The following is a 25164-nucleotide window of genomic DNA, read 5'->3' as shown; positions in this document are numbered from 1 at the left end:
GTCGGTGCGAGTCAGTACCTTGTCGTGCGAGGCCGGCTGATCACGCCGTAGGAGGAGTCCGTGGGTCGAGCACGATACGTAAGGTCCGTCATGGAGTTCGCCGAGGCGACGCGGCCGCAGACACTCGAACGTCTCGTTCGCGACCTCCACGGCTCCACTCTCCCGGCTGACTGGGACTTGAAGGGTGAGACCGGATCGTGGGCGCGCAGCCTGCCGGCACTGGCGGATCTCCTGGTCGAGTCTGGACTCCAACTGCTGTGGGTAGCGCTGGAGTACACCCCGTTCCAGGCGGGATCGAGTCGCGCCGACGCGATCGTCATCGGGGTCGGACCTGACGGACGGCCGACCTACCTGGTCATCGAGCTGAAGCAGTGGCAGGCGGCCGAGTGGGATGCCGTACACGAACGCGTCACGGGCACCGGGGCACGGTACGAGAGGAGCCACGACCTTCGCCACCCCTACGACCAAGCCCACGACTACGGCCAGTTCATCCGGAACTTCACCGCCGGCATGCATGACGAGGCGGCGGTCCGTATCGAAGCAGCGGCATACCTACACAACGCCACCGAGACAACCATCGGTGCTCTTCGCGCGGCTGGCGAGACACGCGGGAGGCGTACCTTCAGCGGTGGTGGGATGGGCCGGCAACGTTTTCGAAAGTTCCTCGAGAGCATCTTCGACGCCCGCAGCACGGGAAGCGCCGCCAAGGATCGTCTGCTGGATGCCGGTTACGCGCAGAGCCACTCGGTTCTTGTGGCCGCTGCCGGAATCTTCGGCGACCGGACCCAGTACCCGCTCACGGATGAACAGGACGACGTGTTCGCGACCATCCAGAATGCCGTCTCTAAAGCGCTGAGCGTGACGGCAGACCGCAACCATGCGGTGATCGTGGTCAAAGGTGGCCCAGGCACCGGAAAGACGTGGATCGCCTTGCACCTCCTCGCTGCCAACGCACACGCGAACCGACAGGTCAGCTACGCCACCAACCTCTCCTCCCTACGCCAGGCGCTGCGGCAGTCGGCCAACTTCAGGAAGATCTTCGGCGCCGGGCTTGCGGACAAGCTCATCACCTCGGCCCGAACGTATTGGGACGACTCCCGGTGGCAGCAGCCACTCGACGTGCTCATCATCGACGAAGCCCACCGGCTCGAGGAGTACACAGTCCGGCGAGCACAGAACAACCCCCGTCACATCCAACAGCACCTGGAGGCCCACAACATCACCCAACTGTTCGAGCTGAAGAAGTCGGCGAAGGTATTGGTTCTCTTCATCGACGAGGATCAGGCATCCACCTACCGTGACTTCGTCACCGTCGAACGGGCACGCGAGATCGCCGACCGCACCGGCGCCTCGTTCAAGGAACTAGAACTGCAGGAGCAGCACCGAAGTGGTGGCTCACAAGCCTATGAGGCCTGGGTCGACGCGCTGGTCGACGGCAGCCCCGTCGTCTGGCATGACGAGGCCACCTTCACGGTCCAGGTGGCGGACTCGCCAGAAGAGCTGGAGAAGCTGGTCTTCGGGGGGCCGGCCGGCGACAAGGCACGACTGATGGCCGGTTTCTGCTGGGAGTGGTTGCCCTGGCCCCAGTCCCCCTCCACAATCAACGACATTCCCTATGACATCGATATCAGCGGGTGGCAGAAACGCTGGAACCTCCGCCACAGCATCGACGGCTTCCCCAGGGACACCTCCTGGGCACACGACCCTCGCGGAGCCGAACAGGTCGGCTCGCTCTTCACTGCCCAGGGATTCGAGTTCGACCGCTGCGGGGTGATCGTCGGCCCGGACCTGGTCTGGAGTGATGCCACCAAACGGATGACCGTACAAATGAGCGCCTCCCACTACACCAAGCTGGTCCAGCTCTGCCGTAAGGCCCCTGATGAGGAGGCCCGGTCCGAAACCAATATCGCGTGCTCCTCACCCGCGCCATGAAAGGCATGGTCGTTTATTCGACCGACCCCGCAACCCGGGCCATGCTCAAGCAGATCGTGAATCCGCCACGACCAACGACAGGAGTCACCGAGAGCGAGCCTCAGGACCAGTAGCCGCTCACGTACACGTCGACCACTTGGCGGCGGCGACGCTGGCCCCGCTACGACCCGGCCAAGGCCAACACACTGCGGCTGCGCCCCGGCCGGGCGGCGTCGCTCCGATCGACATCCGGACCGCACACCAGTGCGGCTTCTGGGACGAGGTGGCCGAAGCGGGCTGAGCCGGTCGGCGTACCGCCCCGTCGCTCGCTGGGGAGGACGGCGGGACGGACGGCGCACTTGTCCACATTGCGCAGGTTGTCGCTGGGTCGGGAGTGGAAGATCACGATCACCCGTGGTCTCCACAGGACGATCTCGATATTGTTACCGGCAAGTTGGCTGCCGGTAAAACCGACGGGCCGCCGACTTCCCTCTGCCCCCGCAGAACCGGAGGATCCCGTGACTTCATCTGCCGAAAAGGCAGCGACCGGCGACGGCGTCGAGTCGCCGCGGCCCATACCGCGCTTCCTTACGCACTTCACGCCGACCCGCTACCGCCGCCGGCTCAGTCCTTTCTCCCGGCTACCGAAGCACTCCAAGATCGGCGAGACCTGGCACGTGGCGGCCAAGACCGCCCCGGACGAACTCGTCATCGCCGACCGCCCCCTCGACATCGACCCGGACGGGCCGGTGAGCCGCAGCTACACCGAGTGGGCCGCGCTGGTCGACCGGGCCGCCGCCTGGCTGCACCAGGCCGGCGTACGGCCGTGGGACCGGGTGGCGGTCCTCAAGGCCAACCACATGGACATCGTCATCCTCGAGTGCGCCATCGCCCGGATCGGTGCCATCCCCTGCATGTTCTCCGGATCGTACGGTCCGGAGGCGATGATCCCGATGCTGAAGCGGCTGGAGCGGCCGTTCCTGCTCACCGACCGGCACCACATCGAGAAGTGCGGCATCACCACCGAGGTGACGGAGCAGGACACGGTCCGCACGATCAGCGTCGACCCGGTCGCCGACCGGCCGGACGTGCTGCAGCTCGACGACTTCAAGGACGCTCCCCCGGTCCAGCCGAGCATGCGTGAGTTCTCCGAGCCGATGGTCATCACGCACACCTCGGGCACCACCGGCATTCCGAAGCTGGTCATGCACTCCGCCGAGTCCATCTATTCGCTGGCGATCCTCGAAGTCGAGCGGTGGCCCGGGTTCGCGCTCAAGCGCAGCGACACGGTGGCGTTCTGCGACCCGTACACGCATGAGCGGCTGGCGACGATGCAGCTCGCGATGGCGGCGATCGGCCCCAAGGTGATCTTCCTGTCCGACCCGCTCTCGCCGCGGGTCCGGGAACTGATCCTGGAACACAAGCCGACCCTGGTCGAGGCGCTGCCGAACATCTACCTCGCCTGGGAGCCGCTGGCCCGCGACCCCGCCGGCCTGTTCCACAACGTCCGGGAGTACGTCAACTCGTTCGACGCGATCCACACCCGGACCATCCGGACCTTCATGGCCGCGACCAAGCACAAGTTCCCGATCTGGGTCCAGTCGTGGAGCCAGACCGAGAACGGCGCACTGGCGATCCGGCCGTTCTTCCGGTCCGTGGTCAAGCGCAAGGGGCACCGGCCGCCGCCGACCCAGCTGATCGGCTGGCCGATGCCGTTCCACGCCAAGATGCGGGCGATCGACCCGGTGACCGGCAAGGAGGTGCCGCGCGGCGAGGTCGGCCTGATCGAGATCGACCAGCCGGGCCGGTGCCTCGCCTACGTCGGCGAGCAGGACCGGCACGACCTGAAGGTCAACGGCAACTGGTGGAACACCGGTGACCTCGGGATCATGAACAAGTGGGGCGCGGTGCGGATCGTGGACCGGGAGATCGACCGGATCCCCGGCGGCAGCGCGATCGAGTTCGAGGACCTGATCCTGGACCGGATCGAGTACACCACCGAGGTCGTCGTCCTGCCTCGCGCCGGGGAACTGCCGGTGCCGGTGGTCAGCACCCTGGACGACGTACCGCTGTCCAAGGAGGACTGGGCGCGCGCGGTCGCGGACCTCAGCCCGATGGCGGAGCCGATCCAGATCCGGTGGGACGAGTTCCCGCGTACCGGAACGTGGAAGATCCGCCGGGTGGCGCTGCGGGAGCAGTTGTTCTCCGGCTCCCAGGCGATCGGCATCGGACGTTGGACCTGAGCACCGCCGCACACTGAGACGCCACTGTGGCGCCGGCCCCGCGGCCGGCGCCACAGCCGGTCCGGCGACCGTGCGCGGTCGAGCGAAGGGAACACCCATGTTGGACCTGCTCGGTCGGCTCGCGCACCAGGCGCGGTGGTGGCTGATCGGTGCCTCGGCCGTCTTCCTGGTCGCCGCGGGCGCCTGGGGAGCGAATGCCTTCGACGATCTGGCGGGAGGCGGGTTCACCTACGCCGCCAGCGAGAGTTCGCGGGCCGCCGACGTCGAACGGGACCGGCTCGGCCGCAACGACGCCGACGTGGTGGTGCTGTTCCGCAGTGACCGCTGGACCGTCGCCGACCCGGCGTACCGGGACGCGGCCCGCAACGTCCTCGACCGGCTTCCGCCGGACCGGATCGAGGGGGTGGTGGACTACTGGCGGACCGGCGAGCGCACCCTGGTCGGCGCCGACCAGCGGGCGACGTTCGCGGCGGTGCAGGTCGCCGGCGAGACCGAGAACGACCGGCTGAACAACTTCCTGGCCATCAAGGAGCAGTTGACCAGCCCCGACCTCGACGTCTCGGTCGGCGGGCCGCTCGCCGTCTTCGACGACGTCAACACGCAGAGCCGCACCGACCTGATCCGGGCCGAGGCGCTCGCCGTACCGGTGCTCTTCCTGCTCCTCATCCTGATCTTCCGCAACCTGCTGGCCGCGCTGCTGCCGGTGCTCGTCGGGGTGCTCGCGATCGTCGGATCGCTGGCCGGTCTGCGCCTGCTGGCCCAGTTCACCGATATCTCGATCTTCGCCGTCAACGTGGTCACCCTGCTCGGCCTCGGCCTCGCCGTCGACTACAGCCTGTTCATGGTCAGCCGGTTCCGGGAGGAACTCGGCACCGGCCAGGCGGTTCCGCAGGCCCTGCGCCGCACCATGGTCACCGCCGGTCGGACCATCGTCGTCTCCGCGGTCACCGTCGCCCTCGCCCTGGCCAGCCTCGCCGTGTTTCCCCAGGTCTTCCTCCGCTCGGTCGCCATCGGCGGGGTGGCCGCAGTGCTGCTCGCCGGCTTCTTCTCGCTGACCGCGATGGCCGCCATGCTCGCCCTGCTCGGCCCGCGGTTGCGGGAACGCCGTCGCCGTACGGCCGCCGCGCCCGACCCCGACGCGGGTGCCTGGGCCCGGATCGCCCGGACCGTGATGCGCCGGCCGATCCTGGTGGCCACGAGCGTCGTCGTCCTCCTGGTGCTGCTCGGCCTGCCGTTCCTGCGGATCTCGTACGGCTGGCTGGACACCCGGGTGCTGCCGGCCGGTGCGGAGAGCCGGCAGGTCCAGGTCGCGCTCGAGGAGTCCTTTCCGGACAGTGTCACCCGCGCGACCGACGCGATCGTCACGCTGGCCGGACCCGTCGGCGAGCCGGCCGGACAGCAGCAGCTCGCCGGCTATCTGGAGCGGGTGACGGCCGTGCCCGGCGTCGGGCAGGCCGACGTCACCGGCGCCGACGGCGACACCGCCCGGATCACCATCCGGTCCGACGTCGAGCCGATCTCCGCCGAGGGGCGGGAACTGGTCGACGCGGTCCGCGCGGTCGAGCCGCCGCCGGGCGGCACGGTGCTGGTCGGCGGCGACGCCGCCGGCTTCGCCGATCTGATGGACATGCTCACCGAGCGGCTGCCCTGGATGGCGCTGCTGGTCATCGCCACGACCTTCGTGCTGCTCTTCTTCGCCTTCGGCTCGCTGGTCCTGCCGGTCAAGGCGATCCTGATGAACATCCTCAGTCTCACCGCGGCGTTCGGCGCGGTGGTCTGGATCTTCCAGGACGGTCACCTCGCCGACCTGTTCCGGTTCACCTCCACCGGCAACATCGACGTCGTACAACCGATTTTGATCTTCGCGGTAGCGTTCGGGCTCTCCATGGACTACGAGGTGTTCCTGCTCTCCCGGATCCGCGAGCAGTACGACCTGACCGGCGACAACACCGAGGCGGTGGCGATCGGACTGCAACGCTCGGGCCGGATCATCACCAGCGCCGCCCTGCTGCTCGTGGTGGTCATCGTGTCCTTCGCGACGTCCAGCGTGCTGGTCGTGAAGATCATCGGGGTGGGGCTGGCGATCGCGGTCATCGTCGACGCCACCATCGTCCGGGCGCTGCTGATGCCGGCGACCATGCGGCTGCTCGGCGACCTCAACTGGTGGCTACCGGGCCCGCTGCGCCCGCTCTACCGCCGCTGGGGCATCCGCGAGAACGGCTGACACGTAGCCGGGCGGTCCAGGACCGCCCGGCTGCGTGCGCGCTGCTCAGAAGATGAGCGCCCGGCCGAGACCCATGTCGGTGAGCCGGGTCGAGTGCACGGTGCTGGTCACCTCGAGCGCCTTCTGGATCCGCTCCTGCGCCGTCGTGTCGACCAGCCGGCGGCCGTCCCAGGCCTCGTAGTCGCCGATCAGCTCGCGGTGCGGAACGATGCCCTCCTGGAACCAGTTCTCCCACCGGGTGAGCTGGTCGCCGACCGGCAACTGCTCCCACAGCCGCATCCCGTCGCGGATGATCTCCACGAGCCGGTCGCGTTCCTCCGCGTTCTGGTGGACGGCGTCGCGGATGATCGAGGTACCGACGGCGAGGTGTCGTACCTCGTCGATCCCGGCACCCTTCTCCATGTCCGCCATCCGCGGATCGAGCGGCCGCCACTTGCGCTCGCTCAGCTCGAACGACGGGGCGAGGAAGCCCTCGATCAGGATCGTCAGCAAAACCACGCCGCCGAGGAAGTCGCGCCGCTCCCGGACGATCGGGATGCCCAACTCCTCCAGCGGGTCGAGGATCGCCGCCCGGTCCGTCGCGGTCTGCGCGGCGATGACGGCGTCCACGTCGCTCGCGTCCACGCCGAGGTTGCACAGGTGGTTGCGGAAGATCATGGAGTGCCGGGTCTCGTCCATCAGTTGGGTCGCGTAGAACTCGACCGTGGCGGAGTCCGGTGCGCACGCCACCAGGTAGCCGATCGCGCGGGCGGCCCGTTCCTCGGCCAGCGCGCGGAACGCCACCTCCTGGACCAGCGCCTCCCGCAGCGGCCCGGGCTCGCGCAGGAAGTCCGGCGTGACCAGGTCGGGGGAATATCCGACGATGTTGCCGCGCAGGGTGCGTTGCGGCACGTTGGCGAACCAGTAGCGCAGGTCGCAGTCGGCCGGGGTCAGCCGGATCCCCTCGGCGCCGTCGAAGAGCGACATCGCCTGGTCCCAGTCGGCCGCGTCGCTCGCCGTCGCCGTCGAGGTCTGCGTGGCCGTGCGCGGCGTGACGGGCCGCGGGTCGTACGACACGGCCACCGGCTCCGCCATCTGCCGCGGCGCGGGCACGGTGACCGGGGCCGGGGCGACGGCGGCCGGCTTCTCGGTTTCGGGGGCGGGTCGGGCCGCCCCGGCCGTCGGAGCGGTCCCGGTGACCGCCGGCTCGGCCGGCGTCGGCTCGGCCGGTTCCGGCTCGGCCCGTACCGGCTCGGCCGGCACCGCTTCGGCCTGCACCGCGGTGGTCGGCATCGGGGCGGTCGGCCGTGCCGGGTCGGCGGGTCGCGGCGCGGTCGGGTCGCTCGGCCGGGTGTCGGAGAAGATGAAGGGTCCGGTTCCGTCCACATAGTCGAGCAGCGACGCCGCGACACTGCCGCGCGACGGCGGATGGAACGCGACGCACTGGCAGGCCGCGATCAGGTATGCCACGTCCGGGGAGCCGATGAAGGACATCCCGCCGAGCAGTTCGACCGCCCGCTGGGCGGCGTCGGTGAGCGCGTCCTGTGCGCCGTACCGGGCCATCAGCACCTGCGCCAGTGCGCCGCTGTCCGTCTCACCCGCCATCAGCGCGCGGGCCGCTCCCTCGATCAGTTGGGTGGCGGTCTCCAGCCTGGTCGCGAGCGCGGCCCGCTCGGTGGTCCCGCCCCGTCCGGCGGTCAGCGCGCGTTCGACGAGCGCGCTGGCCATCCCGAGATAGGAGGCGGTGATCAGCAGCTCGAACCAGATGAACCCGACGGTCTGCAGATCGTCGAGCATCCCGTCCGGACCGTTCTCGGTCGGGATGACCAGCTCGTCCTCGATGAAGACGTCGGTCAGCCGGATCTCGTCGCTCTCCGCCCCGGCGAGCACGCTGCTGCCCCAGAACGGATGCCGGCTGATCCCACGCAGCGTCGCCGGCATCAGCAGGAACGCCGTCTGCGTCCCGCCGCCGGTGGCCGGCACCGAGACGCTGGCGGTGAGCAGGTCCATCGAGTGGGTCAGGCTGCACGGCTTCTTGGATCCGTTGATCCGGTAGCCGCCCTCGACCGGGGTCGCGGTCATGGTGGGGGCGAGGATGCCCTGCGCCGGGCGGCCCTCGGCGAACCCGGAGGAGACCAGCAGGTTGCGGCTGGTGATCGCCTCGAGCAGCGCCCACTCCATGCCGGAGTTCTTGATGCTCTCGGCGAAGGTGAACAGCGTCGCCACCGAGAAGTGGTGCATGGTGGTGGCGACCGCGAGCGACGGGGCGAGGGAGCCGATCGCCCGGGTGACCCGGACCGCGTCCAGCGGGGTGGCGCCCAGCCCGCCGTAGTCCTTCGGGATCACCAGACCGGGGCCGCCCGCGTTACGGAAGACCGGCAGGGTGGCGCCGCCCGGCGCCTCGCGCCGGTCGAACGGCAGTTCGGTGAGCCCGTCGATCAGGCCCGGCAGGTACGACTCGCACAGGGTCCGGGCCTGATCGAGTGAACGCATCGAAGTTCCTCCGGGGTCGGGTCAGGGAACGAGGGAGCGGGCCGCCGACCGGCGTAGCTTGCCCGACGGGGTCTTCGGCAGCGAGCCGGGGGGCAGCACCACGACGGCGGCCGGCCGGGCGTCGATCTCGGCGACGACCCGGGTGACCACGGCGTCGCGCAGGTTCCGCTCGGCGTCGGCGTCACCGGCCAGGCGCGACTCGACGAGTACCGCGAACGACTCGCGGTCCACGCCCTCGCCGGCCAGCATCCGGACCGCCGCGACGTTGCCGGTTCGCACGCCGTCGACGGTGGCGGCCGCCCGCTCGATGTCGGTCGGGTAGATGTTGCGGCCGGCCATGATGATGACCTCCTTGGCCCGGCCGCAGACGACGAGTTGGCCGTCGACGCGGTAGCCCTCGTCGCCGATCTCGAGCCAGCCGTCCTCGTCGAGTGCGGCGACCGGCCCCTGCTCGGTGAGATAGCCGGCGGTGACCGACTCGCCGCGCAGTTGCAGCCGGCCGACCTCCCGGTCGCCGAGTTCGGCGCCGGACTCGTCGACCACCCGGACGGTGACTGTCGGGAAGGCGGGGCCGAGCAGCGGCAGCCGGCGTACGGCGGCCGTGGGCTCGCCGCCGACCGGCACCGCACGCCGGTTCTTCTCCAGTTCCAGTGCGTCGACGGTGTCGAGCACCATCGGGTCGCCGAGCGGCGAGAGCGAGATGACCAGGGCGCTCTCGGCGGCGCCGTAGCAGCAGTTGATCACTGTCGGGCGCAGTCCGAAGCGCGCCCCCGCCGTGGTCAGGGCCTCCACCGAGGCTGGATCGATCGGTTCGGCGCCGTTGAACGCGATCCGCATCCGGGACAGGTCCAGGGATCCGGCCTCGGCCCGGGCGAGCTGGCGGGCCAGGATCGCGTACGCGAAGTTGGGCGCGGCGGTGATCGTGCCGCCGTACTCGGTCATCAGTTCGGCCCAGAGCAGCGGCCGGCGCAGGAACTCCGGCGGGGTGACGCTGACCAGCTCGAAGCCGGAGACCATCGGCACCACCAGGCAGCCGACCATGCCCATGTCGTGGAAGAGCGGCAGCCAGGTGACCATCACGTCGTCGTCGCCGCACTCGATGTGCGCGATCGTGTCGAAGACGTTGGCGTACAGGTTGCCGTGACTGATCTGGACCGCCTTCGGCTCGGCGGTCGAGCCGCTGGTCAGCTGCAGCAGCGCGGTGTCGGTCTCGGCGGCCGGCACGATCTCGAAATCCCGGTCGCTGTCCAGGTCGGAGATCATCCGGTAGGCGATGCCCTGCGCCTCCAGGACGGCGGCCATCGGCTCGAAGGGCGCGCCGAGCAGCACCAGCCGCGCGTCGATCATGCGCAGTACGCGTACCGTGTCCTCGGCCCAGACGGCGAGGTCCGTACGCGGCGTCGGCTGGTGCAGCATGGTGACGCTGCCGCCGGCCAGCCAGGTGGCGCGCACGACGCGGGCGACGTCCACCGGCTCGCCGGCGAGGATCGCGACCGCCTGCCGGTGCGAGAGTCCACTCTCGACCAGCTCGGCCGCGGTGCGCAGCGCGGCGGTGTGCAGCTGCCCCCAGGTGCGCCGCGACGGTGCCGCGGGTGCCCCGGTGACCATGCCGCGCTCCGATCGCGCGGCGGCGTCGACCATTGCCTCGACGAAACGGCTCACGTCAGTCCAGTCACGATCATGACGACAGCCTAGGCAGTAACATGCCGGAAACCAAGGGTGGATGATCTCCCCGGAAGGTGGCAGTCGTGGGTGACCGCGAGACGCAGCAATGGTTGGATGTCGTTCGCGCCGAGGTGGCGGCGGTACTCGGCCGCGCACCCGAAGACGTGCCCCCGGACGGCGCGTTCGCCGAGCTCGGCTTCGACTCGCTGAGTGCGCTGGAACTCGCCGAGCGGCTCGCCGACGCGAGCGGCCTCGACCTGGCGGGCACGCTGGCCTTCGACTATCCCAATCCGGCCACTTTGGCCGGATACCTGGCCGCGCGAACCAACCCGCCTGTCACCGGCGCGACACGGCCGGACCCGGCCGCCGCCGAATCCGACCCGTCGGCCGACCCGATCGCGATCGTGGCGATGGCGTGCCGCTTTCCCGGAAATGCGTCCACTCCGGACGAATTCTGGGCGAACCTCATCGAGGGGCACGACGGGATCGGTGCGTTCCCGATCGACCGTGGCTGGGATCCAGACGTTTTCCACCCGGACCCGGAACATCCCGGCACCACCTACGCCCGGCACGGTGGCTTCCTCTACGGCGCCGGTGACTTCGATGCCGGATTCTTCGGACTCTCCCCACGCGAGGCACTGGCCGCCGATCCGCAACAGCGGCTGATGCTGGAGACCACCTGGGAGGCGCTGGAACGGGCCGGGATCGACCCGCACCGGCTGCGCGGCAGCCGCACCGGCGTCTTCACCGGCGTCATCGGTGCCGACTACGCCCCCCGCCTCGGCGGCATCCCGTCCGACGTCGCCGGCTTCCTGCTGACCGGCAACGCGTCGAGCGTCGTCTCCGGCCGGGTGTCGTACACGCTGGGCCTGGAGGGCCCCTCGCTGTCGATCGACACCGCCTGCTCGTCGTCGCTGGTCGCGCTCCACCTGGCCGCCCGCGCACTGCGCGCCGGCGAGTGCTCGCTCGCCCTGGCCGGCGGGGTGACCGTGATCGGAACGCCGCTGGTCTTCACCGAGTTCAGCCGCCAACGCGGCCTCGCCCCGGACGGCCGGTGCAAGCCGTTCGCGGCGGCGGCCGACGGGACCGGCTGGGCCGAGGGGGCCGGCGTACTCGTCCTGGAACGGCTCTCCGACGCCCGCCGCAACGGCCGGCCGGTGCTGGCCGTCCTGCGTGGCAGCGCGGTCAACTCCGACGGGGCGTCGAACGGACTCACCGCCCCGAACGGGCCGTCCCAGCAGCGCCTGATCGCCGACGCGCTCGCCGACGCCGGCCTGCGACCGGCCGATGTGGATGTCGTCGAGGCACACGGCACCGGAACCCGGCTCGGCGACCCGATCGAGGCCCGGGCCCTGCTCGACGCGTACGGCCCGGACCGGCAACGACCGCTCTGGCTCGGCTCGGTCAAGTCGAACATCGGACACACCCAGGCGGCGGCCGGCATCGCCGGAGTCATCAAGATGACGCTCGCGTTGCGACACGATCAGCTGCCCCGCACCCTGCACGTCGACGAGCCGACCCCGTTCGTCGACTGGTCCGCCGGCCCGCTGCGGCTGCTCACCGACGCCCAGCCCTGGCCGGCCGGGGCCGTACCGCGCCGCGCCGCCGTGTCGTCGTTCGGGATCAGCGGCACCAACGCGCACGTCATCATCGAGGAGGCACCGCCGGCCCCCTCCCCCGCCCCGGCGCGGCCCGGCCCGGCGCCGCTGGTGCTCTCCGCGCGCACCGGGGCCGCGCTGCGCGAGCAGGCCCGCCAGCTCGAAAGCCACCTGCGTCGCCGGCCGGAGCAGCCGCTGCCCGAGGTGGCCGTGGCGACCGCCGCGCGCACCGCGTTCGCGCACCGGGCCGTCGTGCTCGATCCCGCCGGCCTCGCCGACCTGGCGGCCGGCCGGCCGCACCCGGCGGTGGTGACCGGCACCGTCGCCGAGGGCAAGCTCGCCGTCGTCTTCCCCGGCCAGGGCGCGCAGCGACAGGGCATGGGCCGCGAACTCGCCGCCGCCGACCCGGAATTCGCCGCCGACCTCGCCGAGGTCTACGCCGCCTTCGACCCGTACCTCGACCGTCCGCTGCGGACCGTCATCGACGACGAGCCGGACCTGCTCGACCAGACCGGCTACACCCAGCCCGCGCTGTTCGCCGTCGAGGTCGCCCTCTACCGCCGCCTGCGGCGCGCCGGGGTACGCCCCGACTACCTGCTCGGCCACTCCATCGGCGAATTGACCGCCGCCCACGTCGCCGGCGTACTCTCCCTCGCCGACGCCGCCCGCCTCGTCGCCGGCCGGGCCCGGCTGATGCAGGCCCTGCCGGCCGGTGGCGCGATGGCCGCCCTGCAGGCCGCCCCGCACGAGGTCGAGGCGCTGCTCGACCCGGCCGGGCAGGCCGGCGTCGCCGCGGTCAACGGGCCGACCGCCGTCGTCGTCGCCGGGCCGGCGGCCGAGGTGGACCGGCTCGTCGACGCCTTCGCCGGGCAGGGCCGCAAGACCACCCGGCTACGGGTCAGCCACGCGTTCCACTCGCCACTGATGGAGCCGATGCTCGCCGAGTACGGCGACCTGGCCGAAGGCGTCGCACACGCCGCGCCGCAGCTGCCCGTCGTCGGCAACGAGACCGGCGAACCGGTCGAGGAGTTCACCGCCGCGCACTGGACCAGGCACGTCCGGCAGCCGGTCCGCTTCGCGCAGAGCGTGCGCTGGCTCGCCGCCCAGGGCGTGACCCGGTTCCTGGAGGTCGGCCCCGGCGGCACGCTGTCTGCCATGGTGCTGGACTCGGTCGGCGACGCCCCGGACGCCACGACCGGACCGGTCGCCGTACCGCTGCTGCGGACCGGGCGCGCCGAACCGGAATCGTTCACGCAGGCGCTGGCCCGCCTGTTCACCCTCGGCGTCGCCGTCGACTGGGCCACCGTCGTCGGCCCGGGACCGCGCGCCGAGCTGCCCACCTATCCGTTCCAGCGCCGACGGTACTGGCTCACCCCACCGACCCGGCCGATGCTCGACGAGCCCGTCGAGCTGCCGGCCGCCGCCGGCCGCCCCGGGCTGCTGTTCGCCGGGGAGCTGTCGTTGGCCGCCCAGCCGTGGCTCGCCGACCACCGGATCCGCGGCACCGTCGTCGTACCCGGTGCCCTGCTCGCCGAGTTGGCGGCCGCCGCCGGTGACCGGGCCGGCTGCCCCGAGGTCGCCGAGCTGCTGCTGCACGCGCCGCTGACGCTGCCCGACGCCGGCACGGTGCAGACCCGGGTCGTCGTCGGCGAGCCGGGCGCCGACGGCGCACGGCCGCTGGCCGTACACGCCCGCCCGGCCGACGGCACCTGGACCCGGTACGCCACCGGCACCGTCGCCCCGATCCGGGACAGTGACGCCACCCGGCTGCGGATCTGGCCGCCGCCGGGGGCCGCCGAGTTGTCCACCACCGACTGCTACGCCGGCCTGCGCGCCGCCGGCTACGACTACGGGCCCGTCTTCCAGGGCCTGGGCCGTGCCTGGCAGCGCGGTGTCGAGACGTTCGCCGACGTCGCGCTACCGCCGGAGGCGGCCGGGACGGCGGACCGTTTCCTGCTGCACCCGGCCCTGCTCGACGCGGCACTGCACGCCCTCGGGCTGCGTGCCGACGCCGGTGACCAGCTGGCGCTGCCGTTCTCCTGGACCGGGCTGCAGGTGCACGCCCGGGGCACCGCCGCCGTTCGGGCCCGGCTGACCCGCACCGCGGACGGGATCGAGGTCATGCTCGCCGACCCGACCGGCGCGCCGGTCGCCTCGATCCGCCAGCTCGCCCTGCGGCCCGTCGACCCCGACCAGCTGGCCGCCCGGCCGTCGGACGGCACCCACGAGCTGTGCTGGGTGCCGGCCGGCGCCGGGATACCGGCCGGCGACGACGCCGCGATCAGCTGGCTCGATGACCTGTCGGCGGACGCCGCGGTGCCCGATGTGGTCTTCGCCGCCCTGCCCCCGGGCGGCGACGAGCCGGCCGGCGCGGTCACCGCCGCGCTCGAGCTGGCGCAGCGCTGGCTGACCGATCAACGGTTCGCCGCCGCCAGGCTGGCCGTGGTGACCCGGGGCGCGACCGGCGATTCGCCCGTCGACCTCGGCCACGCCGCGGCGTGCGGGCTGCTCCGCACGGTGCAGTCGGAGTATCCGGGTCGGCTGACGCTGATCGACGTGACCGGCGACGCGCCCGCCCCGCCGGCGGCGCTCGCCGCGGCCGCCGGCGGCGACGAGCCGCAGGTCGCGCTCGCCGACGGCGACGTGCTGGTGCCGCGCCTACGCGACGGCGACGCCGCTGCCACCCCGGCCGCGTCCTGGAACCCGGACGGCACGGTGCTGATCACCGGCGGCACCGGCGCCCTCGGCCGGCTCGTCGCCCGGCACCTGCTGGAACGCGGGCGGGCCCGACACCTCCTCCTGACGTCCCGACGCGGCCCCGACGCCCCGGGCGCCGCCGACCTCGCCGCCGAACTGGACGCGCTGGGCGCCGCCTCGGTCCGCGTCGTCGCCTGCGACACCGCCGATCCGGCGGCGGTCGCCGCACTGCTCGCCGGCGTCGCGAAGGAGCACCCGCTCACCGCCGTACTGCATTTGGCCGGCGTACTCGACGACGGCGTCGTGGCCGCGCAGACGCCGGAGCGGATCGCGGCGGTGCTGCGGCCGAAGGCCACCGGCGCGTGGCACCTGCACGAGCAGACCCGAGACATCGACCTCGCCGCGTTCGTGCTCTTCTCCTCCGCCGCCGGCCTGTTCGGCTCGCCGGGTCAGGCCGGGTACGCGGCGGCCAACGCCTATCTCGACGCGCTGGCCGCCCGGCGGCGTGCGCAGGGCCTGCCGGCGCAGTCGCTGGCCTGGGGCCTGTGGGAACTGCCGGACGGGATGGCCGACCAGGTCGGCGCGGCCGGGCTGGGCCGGATGCGCCGCGCCGGGCTCGCGCCGCTGTCCACGGAGGCCGGCCTGGCCCTGCTGGACCGGGCGCTGGCGGCGAACGCGCCGCTGCCGGTCCTCGCCGACCTGGATCTGACCCTGCTGCGCGGGCAGGACCGCCGGCTGCTGCCACGCCTGCTGCACGAGCTGCTGCCGGTGGAGCCCGCCGGCGGAGCCCGGCTCCCGGCGCAGCCGGGCGCGGTGGCCGGCGTCGGCGTCGGTGCCGGCGGTGGCGCGGCCCGGTCGGACGGGCCGGACCTGGCCCGTACCCTGCCCGGGCTCGATCCCGCCGAGCAGGACCGGGTGCTGCGTGAGCTGGTGCTCACCGAGGTCGCGGTGGTGCTGGGCCACCGGTCGAGCGCCGACCTCGATCCGGCGCGGAGCCTGCCCGAGCTCGGCTTCGACTCGCTGACGGCGGTCGAGCTGCGCAACCGGCTGGCCGCCGTGACCGGCCTCACCCTGCCGGCGACCCTGGTCTTCGACCACCCCGGCGTCCACGAACTGGTCGCCTACCTGCGCGGCGAACTGGTGCCGGAGCGGGCCGCGTCCGCGCTCGGGGTGCTCGAGGACCTGGACCGGCTGGAGTCCGACCTGTCCCACCTGGCGATGGACGGGGTGTCCCGCAAGCGGGTGGCCGACGCTCTCGGCCGGCTCATGTCCCTCGTGGACGCCAGCGGTGACAAGATCGATGCGTCGAAGGACGACTTCTACGACCTGATCGACTGACCACGGCCGGCGCCGGGGCGGCCAGCGGGCCGCACCGGCGCCGGCCGGCTCGGAAACCTATACGGCGACCGGGGCCGCCTCGACCGCGTCGATCTCGATGTCCGCGCCGAACAGGCCACGCAGGATGTCACCGACCGCGTCCCGCAGCGCCGCGCAGGCCACCGGGTCGATCAGGCTGGCCAACGACGCGATGCCGAGATCGAACCGGCTGGCGAACTCCACCCGGACCACGTCGTCCTCCTCGACCACCAGCCAGGAGCCGGTGAAGACCGAGAAGTCGCCCTTGGTCTGCGCGAAGTCGATCCGCCGCGCCACCGGGTCGATGTCGTCGCGCTCGGTCCAGACCAGGATGCCCTTGCGGAAGTTGACCTCCCACGCCGACTCGACCTGGGTCGGGGAGAGTGTGGTGACCGCGACCGTCCGCACGGCATCGGTGAACTCCGGGTACGCGCCGAAATCGGCGAGCCGGTCGAACGTCCGTTGGGCGTCGGCGCCGGGTAGCAGCGCGTGCACGACGACCGAGCACTCCATCGTGGCTCCTCAGCTCGAGTAAATGATCATTTTTGCAGGCCGCGGATCAGCTCGCGGATCGAGCATCGCCAGGCCTCCTCGACCTGGGCGGGCGTCAACGCCGCCGGACCGCCGGGCAGCGCGCCGAAGGACGTCGGCAACAGCTCCGGGATGATGACCAGCCCGCAGACCGCCACCACCGAGTCCAACCGGGCCAGGTCCTCCGCCGGCAACACGTCCGCGAACGCGGGCCGGACCAGCCGGTCCACGATCGACGGATCGGCGACCCGGGCGGCCGGGACGTCCAGCCCGCACTCCCGGCCGGTCTCGGTGACCAGTTCGAGGTAGCGCTCGACCGGCACCCCGGCGGGACCGGCCGTCAACCAGAACTCGCCGGCGCGCAGGTCCGCGTCGAGCACCGCGCGGATGCCCTTGGCGACCAGATCCTGCGGAACCAGATCGAAATACGTACCCGGGTGCGCCGGGATGAACGGCAGCCGCCCCGTCAGCAGGTATTCCGCCAGCGTGTGCACCGCCTGGTTCTGCCGGATCACCCCCGTCACCGAATCGCCGATGACGATCGCCGGCCGGACGATGACGTGGTCGAGGCCGCTGTCGCGGACCATCACCTCGCCGAGGTATTTCGAGGCCACGTACTCGTCGGTCCGTGCCGACGCCTTCTCGGTGCCCCGGCGCTCGCCGCCGCCGGCCTTTCCGTGCCGGGCCACGTAGGCCGTGCTCACCTGCATCACCAGGGCGTCCGCCTCGGCGGCGAACTCGATCACCCGGCCCAGGCCCTCGATGTTGAGCCGGTCGACCTCCGCCTGGTCGGCGGAGAAGTTCACGATCGCCGCCGAGTTGATCACGACGTCGACCTCGGCGCAGAGTTCCCGGTAGGCACGCCGGTCCAGCCCGAGCGACGGGGCGTGCAGGTCGAGCCGGACCGCCCGGCCCGAACCGGTCGGCAGCCGCCGGAACACCCCGGCGATCACGTCGTAGTCGGCCAACTCGGGCAGCACCGCGGTCCCGACGACCCCGCTCGCGCCGGTGACCAGCACCGTACGGCCGGTCATCCGGCGACGCCCGGGGCCGGGAAACGCGTGGACAGCGCGACACAGGCACGGTCGAAGGAGGCGGTCAGCCGCGCCTCGTCGGCCGCGGTCATCGTCGCCGGCGGGGTCAGCCGCAGCACCGGGTGGGCGTTCATCGAATGGTTGACCACCACGTCGTTGTCGAGCAGATCCATCAGGAACTCGGCGGCATGCTGTCCGTTGTGGAACTCCACGCCGATCAACAGCCCGGCGCCGCGCACCTCGGCGACCAGGTGCCCGATCACCCGTACCGAGCCGGTCAGCGCCGCGAGCAACCGACCGCCCAGCCCCGCGGCCCGGTCGACCAGTCCCTCGTCGCGAATCACCTCGACGGTCGCCCGGACCGCCGCCATCGCCAACGGGTTGGCGGAGAACGTCGACGTGTGCAGATAAGGGTCCTTGTCGAACGGGGCGAACACCTCCGCCGTCGCCAGCGTCGCCGCGACCGGCACCAGCGCGCCGCTGAGCGCCTTGCCGACCAGGAGCAGATCCGGCCGTACGCCGTCGCGGTCCGCGCCCCACCAGGTGCCGAGCCGCCCCAGCCCGGTCATCACCTCGTCCAGGACCAGTAGGGCGCCGCGCTCGCGGCAGAGCGCCGCAACCGCGCCGAGATAGCCCGGCTCGGGAATGATCACCCCGCCCTCGCTCTGCACCGGCTCCACGACCACACAGGTCTCGCCGTCGACGACCTCGGCCAGGCCGGCCAGGTCGCCGAACCGGACGTGTCCGACCTCCGGCAGCAGCGGGCGGAACGGATCCTGGTAGAGCGCACGGGCGGTCAGCGACAGCGCCCCGGTCGTCTTGCCGTGGTAGCCGCTGTGCATGGAGACGAGCCGGTGCCGCCCGTTCGCCCGGGCAATCTTGATGGCGGTCTCCACCGCCTCGGCACCCGAGTTGGAGAAGTGCACCTTGGACAACCCGGGCGGCGCCACCGAGGTCAGTGCCTCGGCCGCCCGGGCCGCCGGCTCGTTCAGCAGCACCCGGGTGGACAGTGCCTGCCGCTCCAGTTGGTCGCGCACGGCGGCCAGCACCCGCGGGTGGCCGGCGCCGACGAAGAAGACTCCGTAGCCGCCACAGTTCAGCAGGTCACGGCCGTCCTCAGTGTGCACGACGGAGCCGGTGGCACCGACCTCCAGCGGCGTGTTGAGCATCGCGGCCACACGGCCCTGCCCGTCGCCGAGGTGCCGGCGGTAGAGTTCGAGGACATCGGGGGACACGGCGGAAGTCTGCCCGAACGATCTTCAGCCGGCAAGGTCACAGCCCGAAAGAAGCCTGGTGCACGGCCGTCCGGGCCGACGATTGCCGGTCCGGCGCGGGCGATCTATGGTTTCCGGCGTGGATGCATACGGCGAGATCAAGTACGAGGTCGCGGACCGGATTGCGACGATTTCGCTGAATCGGCCCGATACCCGTAACGGCTACACCGTACGGATGGCCGACGAACTGGCGCACGCCTTCGACCGGGCGGACCACGACGACGACGTACGCGTGGTCGTCTTCACCGGCGCCGGCGAACACTTCTGCGCCGGCCTCGACCTGTCCATATCGGAGTTCGACACGCCGGCCGACGGCGAAGCCGGCGACTGGGACGAGCCCGCCGGCCGCTGCTCGATGCGCATCTACGCGATGAACAAGCCGGTCATCGCCGCCATCCGGGGCGCGGCCGTCGGCGCCGGCGCGACCATCGTCCTGCCCGCCGACTACCGGCTCGCCGCCACCGACGCCCGATTCGGGTACGTCTTCAGCCGACGCGGCATCTATGCGGAAGGCGCCTCCGCCTGGTTCCTGCCCCGGCTGGTCGGGATGGGCCGCGCCCTCGACTGGATGATCAGCGGGCGGGCCTTCGACGCCGCCGAGGCGCTCGACGCCGGCCTCGTCCACAGTGTCCACGAGCCGGAGCAGTTGCTGGACAAGGCATACCAGCTCGCCCGCACCATCATCGCCACGACCGCACCGGTCTCCGTCGCCGTCATCCGGCAACTGCTCTACCGGATGAGCGCCCTGGACTCGCCGTACCCGGTGCAGCGCCTGGACTCCCGGCTCGCCGCCGACAGCCTCGACAGCGCGGACGCCCGCGAGGGCTTCGACTCCTTCCGGCAACGCCGGGAGCCCGCCTTCCCGGGCCGGGTCAGCACCGACCTGCCCGGCTACCTGCCCTGGGAAAACGTGCCGAGGGCTCGCCGTGACAGCGAATGACGCCTACCGTGGCGGGATGATCGACGAACTCGCGGAGCGGATCACCGTCGCGGTGCCGGCCGAAACCGCCTATGCCGCCGTCGCCGACCTGCGGCGGATGACCCGGTGGAGCCCGGAGTGCTTCGCGATCTGGGTGACCGCCCGCGACGGCGGCCGTCCCAGCCGCTTCGTCGGCTGGAACCGGCGCGGCCCGTTCCTCTGGTTCACCACCGGACGGATCGTCGTCGCGGAGCCCGGCCGCGAGTTCGCCTTCGACGTCACCGCCTTCGGCCAGCCGGTCGCGCGCTGGGGTTACCGATTCGCCCCGGCCGACGGAGGGACCGAGGTGACCGAATACTGGCACGACCGGCGCAACCGGGCGGCCATGGTGCTCGGCCGCATCTTCACCGGCAAGGTGGCGACGGTCCGGCCGGCGGCCAACCGGGAAGGCATGCGGCAGACGCTCACCCGGCTCAAGGACGACGTCGAGCGCCACTGACCGACGTCACTCAGGTTCGGTCGTCGTGACCCGGAGCGGGACGAAGGTGTCCCCACTGCGGGTCGTAGCAAACCAGCCCGTGGTCTGCGGCCATCCGTGCAGCCGCGGAGGAGACCTCCTCGGACCGGCCGAACGGGATCGTGAAGTAGACCATCGGGCCGGATGCCTCGTCGATGAGGCCGTTCGACAGGGGGTGGAGCTGGCGGTCGTGGCCGTACAGGTCGGGCCATCGGGCCGCCACGGCGTCGACGTAGGCACGGATGCGAGGCGTGGGCAACTGCTCCTCGCTCTCGAAATACCGCTGATACAGGGCGTCGTACGCCTCGCCGGCCGCTTCGTCGTCGGCGGGTGCGGCCCCCTCCCACACCGCCAGGTCATAACTCATGCGGGGAAGTGTGCCAGTGCCGGCGGATGTCCTCCGCGGACGCTGGAGCCGCCGAACGGGTCGGTACAAGGACTGCAACCAGACCTTTTCGGAGCTGCCGTCATCCGTTCAGGCAGCTGATTCCTTGATTCGGATGTCTCGACCATTTCCGCTCCGGCGACTCCGACGGTTGACCCGGACCTACGGGTATGGGTTTAGCGTCGAGCCGTGCGAGTCGGAGAGTTGGCGCGCCGGGCGGGAGTGACGTTGCGCGCGCTGCGCTACTACGAGAAGGCCGGGTTGGTGATGCCGACCCGGCTGCCCAACGGCTACCGCGAGTACGACCCGGTGGCGGTCCGTCAGGTCGAGCGGATCAGGGAGCTGACGAGCCTGGGGCTGTCGGTGGCGCAAACCCGTCCGTTCGTCGAGTGCCTGGCCGAGGGGCACGATTCGGGTGACGAATGTCCTTCGTCGCTGGCCGCCTACCGTCGGGCGATAGCTGACCTGGACGAGCGGATGGCACGGTTGGCGCGGTGCCGCGACGGGTTGGCACGGCACCTGGAGGCCGCGGCCGGTCGTGCTGTGCCGTCCGCCGCCACCCGTTCTCGCCAAGGGGCGGCGGGTTCGGTCCGCCGCCGGTCACCTTCCGGTGATGGTTCTCGGATCAGCCGCCTGGTTGGCTCACGGATGCCCGCGGTGCGACTGCCGGCAACCGACGGGTCGTCCGTCGATCTGCGGACCCTGGGCCCGGGCCGCACCGTGTTCTACGTCTATCCGCTCACGGGACGGCCCGGCGTGGATCTGCCGGAGGGTTGGGAGTCGATTCCCGGAGCGCAGGGCTGCACCGCCGAGGCGTGTGGTTTCCGCGACCATCACGACGAGCTGCGTGAGGCCGGAGCCGCCCGGGTGTTCGGATTGTCGACGCAAGCCGAGGACTATCAGCGTGAGCTGGTCGGACGTCTGCGACTACCCTTCGCGATGCTCGCCGACCCGGGCCTTGACATGTGTGTCGGACTTGGTCTGCCGACCTTCGACGCAGGAGGTACGACGATGTACGAGCGGCTGACCATGATCGTGTACGACGGCGTGGTCGAGCACGTCTTCTACCCGGTCTCATCACCTGATCGGCACGCTCGTCAGGTGCTCGACTGGCTGCGGGACGGCCGGAGCCGGGGCCGATGACCACGGTCGCCTGGATCGGACTGGGCAGGATGGGCACCCGGATGGCACGACGGGTCGCGGCCGCCGGGCATTCGTTGACCGTGTGGAACCGTACCCCTGGCCGCGCCGGGGCTTTGGCCGCCGTCGGCGCCCGCGTCGCGCCGACGCCGGCGGCGGCAGTCCGCGACGCGGAGGTGGTCTTCCTCATGCTGGCCGACCCGACCGCCCTGGCCGGGGTGGTCGAAGGACCGGCCGGGGTCGCGGCCGGTCTCGGCAAGGCAACGACGGTCATCGACATGTCGACGGTGGGTCCGGCGGCGGTCGGCCGGCTGGCACATGTCCTGCCCTGCTCGACCACGCTGCTGGACGCCCCGGTTCTCGGCAGCCTGGCCGAGGCGGAAGAGGGCACGCTGACGATACTGATCGGGGGACCGGAGCCCGCCGTCGAGTCGATGCGTACGGTGTTGTCGTTGCTTGGCGATCCGATCCATCTGGGGCCGTCGGGCAGCGGCGCCGCGGCGAAGCTCGTCGCCAACTTCGCCCTGCTCGGCACGGTCGGTCTGCTCGGTGAGTCGCTGGCCGTCGCCGACGGCCTGGGCCTGCCCCGCGAGGTGACGTGGCGGCTCCTCGCGTACACGTCGCTGGCCGCCCAGGCGGCGCGGCGCCGCACAGCACTGGAAGCTGACGACTTCCCGCCGCGGTTCCCACTCTCGCTGGCCCGTAAAGACGCCGATCTGGTCGTCGCCGGAGGCGTCGACGCGCGCCTTGCCCGTGCCACGCTGAGCTGGCTGACCGATGCCGAGTCCGCCGGTCTCGGCGACCTCGATTACACCGCGCTCCTGGGGCACATCCTGCGTTCGCCTGCCGGGAACCACCCCGGCCCGGACCGCGCGATCCCGGCTGCCGACGCGCCGCACCACAGGTGGGACAGCGGATGCGACGGGTGGCGGCTGGTCGATCCCGCGGGTCTGTCGGTGATCGAGGAAAGCCTGCCACCCGGCACCGTCGAGAACAGACCGGCGGCGGACCGCTCCCGCCGGTTCATCTACGTCCTCGACGGCGGAGCGGCCATGCGTACCGCCGACGGCGAGGTCGCTCTCCGGGCCGGATCCGGCGTCCACGTTCCGCCCGACACCCCGCACCAGATAGCGAACCCGGGCCGCCGGGATCTGCGTCTGCTGGTCATCAGCACAACCAGCACCTGCCCGATGTACGGATCATCGCTGACAGCCTGGCCGACGTCGTAGCAAGCCAACGAGTGAACCTTGCGGTGACGCGCGGGTGGACGCCTATCGCCTTGGCTGCGGATCGGCTTTTCCTGCCCTGCTCCGCAGGGATTCCGTTTCCTCTCCGGCCGGAAGGCCGAAGTATCCACGGAAGGAATCTGATGACGGCCATTCGCATCCTGCACCTGTCCGATCCGCACCTCACCGCCAGCGGGTTCGACGAAGATGGCGTAGACGCGGCTCGGGCGCTACGCAGGCTGATGACGACGGTGCGGGAGGTCGAAGACCTCGATCTCATCGTCAGTACCGGGGACATCGCCGATGACGGGTCGGTCGCGGGCTGCGAGCGATTCCGCGACACCGTGGGCGGCTTCGCCCGCCGGCGCGGAGTGCCGCACATATACACGACCGGTAACCACGACCGACGGTCGTCCTTCACGGAGGTGTTCGGCAGCGGCCACCTCACCGCCGACGGCGCCGATGCGGCCGACGCTCGCGGTCCGTCCGGCACCTGCGCCGCCGTCAGCCACCTGGGGGGCCTTCGGATGATCACGCTCGACAGCCTGGTTCCCGGCTCCGGCCACGGCCTTGTCGGCGACGAACAGCTTGCCTGGCTGCGGAACGTTCTCGCGACACCCGCCCCCCGGGGCACGGTGGTGGCTCTGCACCACCCGCCACTCGTCCTGCCCCGTCACCCCCTGGCAAGCCTTCTGCTGCACGACTTCGCCGCGTTCTCGCGGGTCCTGGCCGGCACCGACGTCCGCGCCGTACTGTGCGGACATCTGCATCACGAACGGTACGGCACCGTCGACGCCGTACCGGTGTACGTCGCGCCCGGCATCGTCACCCGAATCGATTTCGACCCGCAGACGACACGACTGATCGGCGTCCTGGGAGCCGCCGCGGCCGTCGTCGAGCTGCGCGAAGACCTGGCGCCGGTCACCTACACCGTGACAGCACGCGATTCTCGAGCCGGAGAGGTGGTCTACCGTGTCGGTCCCGCACCGAACTGAACCGTCCGTCACCGACGTCCATGAGGCGGCGGCGGCACTCGCGCCGCATCTGGCGCCCACCCCCGTCGTGGCCTGTGCCGAGGTGGACGCGTGGGCCGGAGCCCCCGTCCGTGCCAAAGCAGAAGTGCTGCAGCCCACCGGCAGCTTCAAGGTGCGCGGGGCGCTGAACCGGATCCGTACGCTGAGCACGACCGACCGCGACCGGGGACTGATCACCGTGAGCGCCGGCAACGCGGCGCTGGGCGCGGCCCATGCGGCACGCCTCTACGGAGCTGGCCTGACCGTCGTCATGGCGCAGAACGCGGTGCGCGAGAAGGTCGAGGCGGTGGCATCGCTCGGGGCAACGGTCATCACCGCCGGCGTTGCCGACGCCGCCGCGGCGTTCGCGCGAGCCGCGCGACTGCGGGCCCAGAACGATCTGACCTTCCTGCACCCGTTCGACGACCCCATGGTCATCGCCGGCGCCGCCACCGCCACCCTGGAATTCCTCGACGAGTGTCCGGACCTCACCCGCCTGTACGTGCCGTGCTCGGGCGGGGGGCTGCTCGCCGGCGCCGTTTTGGCGATGCGGGCCGCCGCCGTCGACATCGAGCTGATCGCCGTGCAACCCGACGGCTCGGCCAGCCTGGCCACCTCGCTCGCCGCCGGCGAACCCCGTCCGCGCAGCGGCATCGACACGATCGTCGACGCGCTCACCGCTCCCGCGCCCGGCTTCCTCAACCTGCGCCTGATCGCGTCCGCCGACGTCCGGGTCGTCACCGTTCCCGATGGGGCCACTCTGGCCGCGATGGCTGTGGTGATACGGCATACGCGGCTGATCGTCGAACCAGCCGGTGCGATCGCCGTCGCCGCTGTGAAGGCCGACGTCGACGGTGGGCGTCCGCCGAGCGGCCCGGTCGGCGTACTGCTGTCGGGCGGCAACGCGTCGGGCCCGCTGCTGGCCACCCTGACCTGATCGCCTTCGGCGAGTTGGGTGA

Annotated in this window: 16 protein-coding genes and 1 pseudogene; 11 read left to right on the top strand and 6 right to left on the bottom strand. The window is 71.5% G+C overall.

Features of this window, described 5'->3' with window-relative positions:
- Nucleotides 1-90 precede the first annotated feature (90 nt).
- From Prubr_RS25190 to Prubr_RS25175, 4 genes are all read left to right on the top strand, one after another.
- The gene (locus tag Prubr_RS25190) at nt 91-1932 is read left to right on the top strand and encodes a DNA/RNA helicase domain-containing protein (RefSeq protein WP_212817409.1); all 1842 of its coding nucleotides are present in this window, start codon (nt 91-93) and stop codon (nt 1930-1932) included.
- Nucleotides 1911-2045, top strand: a complete 135-nt coding sequence (locus Prubr_RS38310) for a hypothetical protein (protein WP_212817408.1) — start codon at nt 1911-1913, stop codon at nt 2043-2045. The genes Prubr_RS25190 and Prubr_RS38310 overlap by 22 nt, the downstream gene beginning before the upstream one ends.
- A gap of 384 nt (nt 2046-2429) precedes the next feature.
- Nucleotides 2430-4154 carry a class I adenylate-forming enzyme family protein gene (locus Prubr_RS25180; protein WP_212817407.1) on the top strand — a complete coding sequence of 575 codons (1725 nt, stop codon included), beginning with the start codon at nt 2430-2432 and terminating at the stop codon, nt 4152-4154.
- Nucleotides 4155-4251: 97 nt separating this feature from the next.
- Complete coding sequence (locus tag Prubr_RS25175; protein WP_212817406.1) at nt 4252-6378, top strand: MMPL family transporter; 2127 nt, start codon at nt 4252-4254, stop codon at nt 6376-6378.
- 45 nt (nt 6379-6423) lie between these two features.
- Here the strand turns inward: Prubr_RS25175 and Prubr_RS37995 are convergent, their stop codons facing one another.
- Both Prubr_RS37995 and Prubr_RS25165 read right to left on the bottom strand, forming a co-directional pair.
- Complete coding sequence (locus tag Prubr_RS37995; RefSeq protein ID WP_343221500.1) at nt 6424-8850, bottom strand: acyl-CoA dehydrogenase family protein; 2427 nt, start codon at nt 8848-8850, stop codon at nt 6424-6426.
- Between the two features lie 21 nt (nt 8851-8871).
- The gene (locus Prubr_RS25165; RefSeq protein WP_212817405.1) at nt 8872-10512 is read right to left on the bottom strand and encodes a fatty acyl-AMP ligase; all 1641 of its coding nucleotides are present in this window, start codon (nt 10510-10512) and stop codon (nt 8872-8874) included.
- Nucleotides 10513-10628: 116 nt separating this feature from the next.
- Here Prubr_RS25165 and Prubr_RS25160 point away from each other — a divergent pair.
- Nucleotides 10629-16148, top strand: a pseudogene (locus tag Prubr_RS25160) (SDR family NAD(P)-dependent oxidoreductase); the annotation flags it as partial.
- A gap of 57 nt (nt 16149-16205) precedes the next feature.
- On the opposite strand, the gene Prubr_RS25155 reads toward Prubr_RS25160, so the two are convergent.
- From Prubr_RS25155 to Prubr_RS25145, 3 genes are read right to left on the bottom strand one after another with little or no spacing between them, the layout of a single operon-like run.
- Nucleotides 16206-16679, bottom strand: a complete 474-nt coding sequence (locus Prubr_RS25155) for a type II toxin-antitoxin system RatA family toxin (RefSeq protein ID WP_212817403.1) — start codon at nt 16677-16679, stop codon at nt 16206-16208.
- Between the two features lie 26 nt (nt 16680-16705).
- A complete protein-coding gene (locus Prubr_RS25150; protein WP_212817402.1) occupies nt 16706-17731 on the bottom strand; it encodes an SDR family oxidoreductase in 1026 nt (341 codons plus the stop codon).
- On the bottom strand, nt 17728-18966 hold the full coding sequence (locus tag Prubr_RS25145) for an aspartate aminotransferase family protein (protein WP_212817401.1): 1239 nt from the start codon (nt 18964-18966) through the stop codon (nt 17728-17730). The genes Prubr_RS25150 and Prubr_RS25145 overlap by 4 nt, the downstream gene beginning before the upstream one ends.
- A gap of 118 nt (nt 18967-19084) precedes the next feature.
- On the opposite strand from Prubr_RS25145, the gene Prubr_RS25140 reads away from it, so the two are divergent.
- Together Prubr_RS25140 and Prubr_RS25135 are read left to right on the top strand one after the other, a co-directional pair.
- Complete coding sequence (locus Prubr_RS25140; protein WP_212817400.1) at nt 19085-19945, top strand: enoyl-CoA hydratase-related protein; 861 nt, start codon at nt 19085-19087, stop codon at nt 19943-19945.
- Between the two features lie 16 nt (nt 19946-19961).
- On the top strand, nt 19962-20423 hold the full coding sequence (locus Prubr_RS25135; protein WP_212817399.1) for an SRPBCC family protein: 462 nt from the start codon (nt 19962-19964) through the stop codon (nt 20421-20423).
- Nucleotides 20424-20433: 10 nt separating this feature from the next.
- On the opposite strand, the gene Prubr_RS37110 is transcribed toward Prubr_RS25135, so the two are convergent.
- The gene (locus Prubr_RS37110; protein WP_246567613.1) at nt 20434-20808 is read right to left on the bottom strand and encodes a hypothetical protein; all 375 of its coding nucleotides are present in this window, start codon (nt 20806-20808) and stop codon (nt 20434-20436) included.
- 207 nt (nt 20809-21015) lie between these two features.
- Between Prubr_RS37110 and Prubr_RS25125 the strand changes: the two genes are divergently transcribed.
- Genes Prubr_RS25125 through Prubr_RS25110 form a run of 4 tightly spaced genes read left to right on the top strand, consistent with a single transcriptional unit; the run spans nt 21016 to nt 25142 of the window.
- Complete coding sequence (locus tag Prubr_RS25125; protein WP_212817398.1) at nt 21016-21969, top strand: MerR family transcriptional regulator; 954 nt, start codon at nt 21016-21018, stop codon at nt 21967-21969.
- Nucleotides 21966-23195, top strand: a complete 1230-nt coding sequence (locus Prubr_RS25120; protein WP_212817397.1) for an NAD(P)-binding domain-containing protein — start codon at nt 21966-21968, stop codon at nt 23193-23195. Before Prubr_RS25125 ends, Prubr_RS25120 begins: the two co-directional genes overlap by 4 nt.
- Before the next feature lie 11 nt (nt 23196-23206).
- Nucleotides 23207-24187, top strand: a complete 981-nt coding sequence (locus tag Prubr_RS25115) for a metallophosphoesterase family protein (protein WP_212817396.1) — start codon at nt 23207-23209, stop codon at nt 24185-24187.
- Nucleotides 24165-25142, top strand: coding sequence for a threonine ammonia-lyase (locus Prubr_RS25110; RefSeq protein WP_212817395.1), 978 nt, complete (start codon nt 24165-24167; stop codon nt 25140-25142). Before Prubr_RS25115 ends, Prubr_RS25110 begins: the two co-directional genes overlap by 23 nt.
- The last annotated feature ends 22 nt before the right edge of the window (nt 25143-25164 follow it).

The sequence above is a fragment of the Polymorphospora rubra genome, assembly GCF_018324255.1.
Taxonomy (GTDB): Bacteria; Actinomycetota; Actinomycetes; order Mycobacteriales; family Micromonosporaceae; genus Polymorphospora; species Polymorphospora rubra.
The sequence above is the reverse complement of the archived record's forward strand: the minus strand, read 5'-3'. Positions and strand labels throughout refer to the sequence as shown.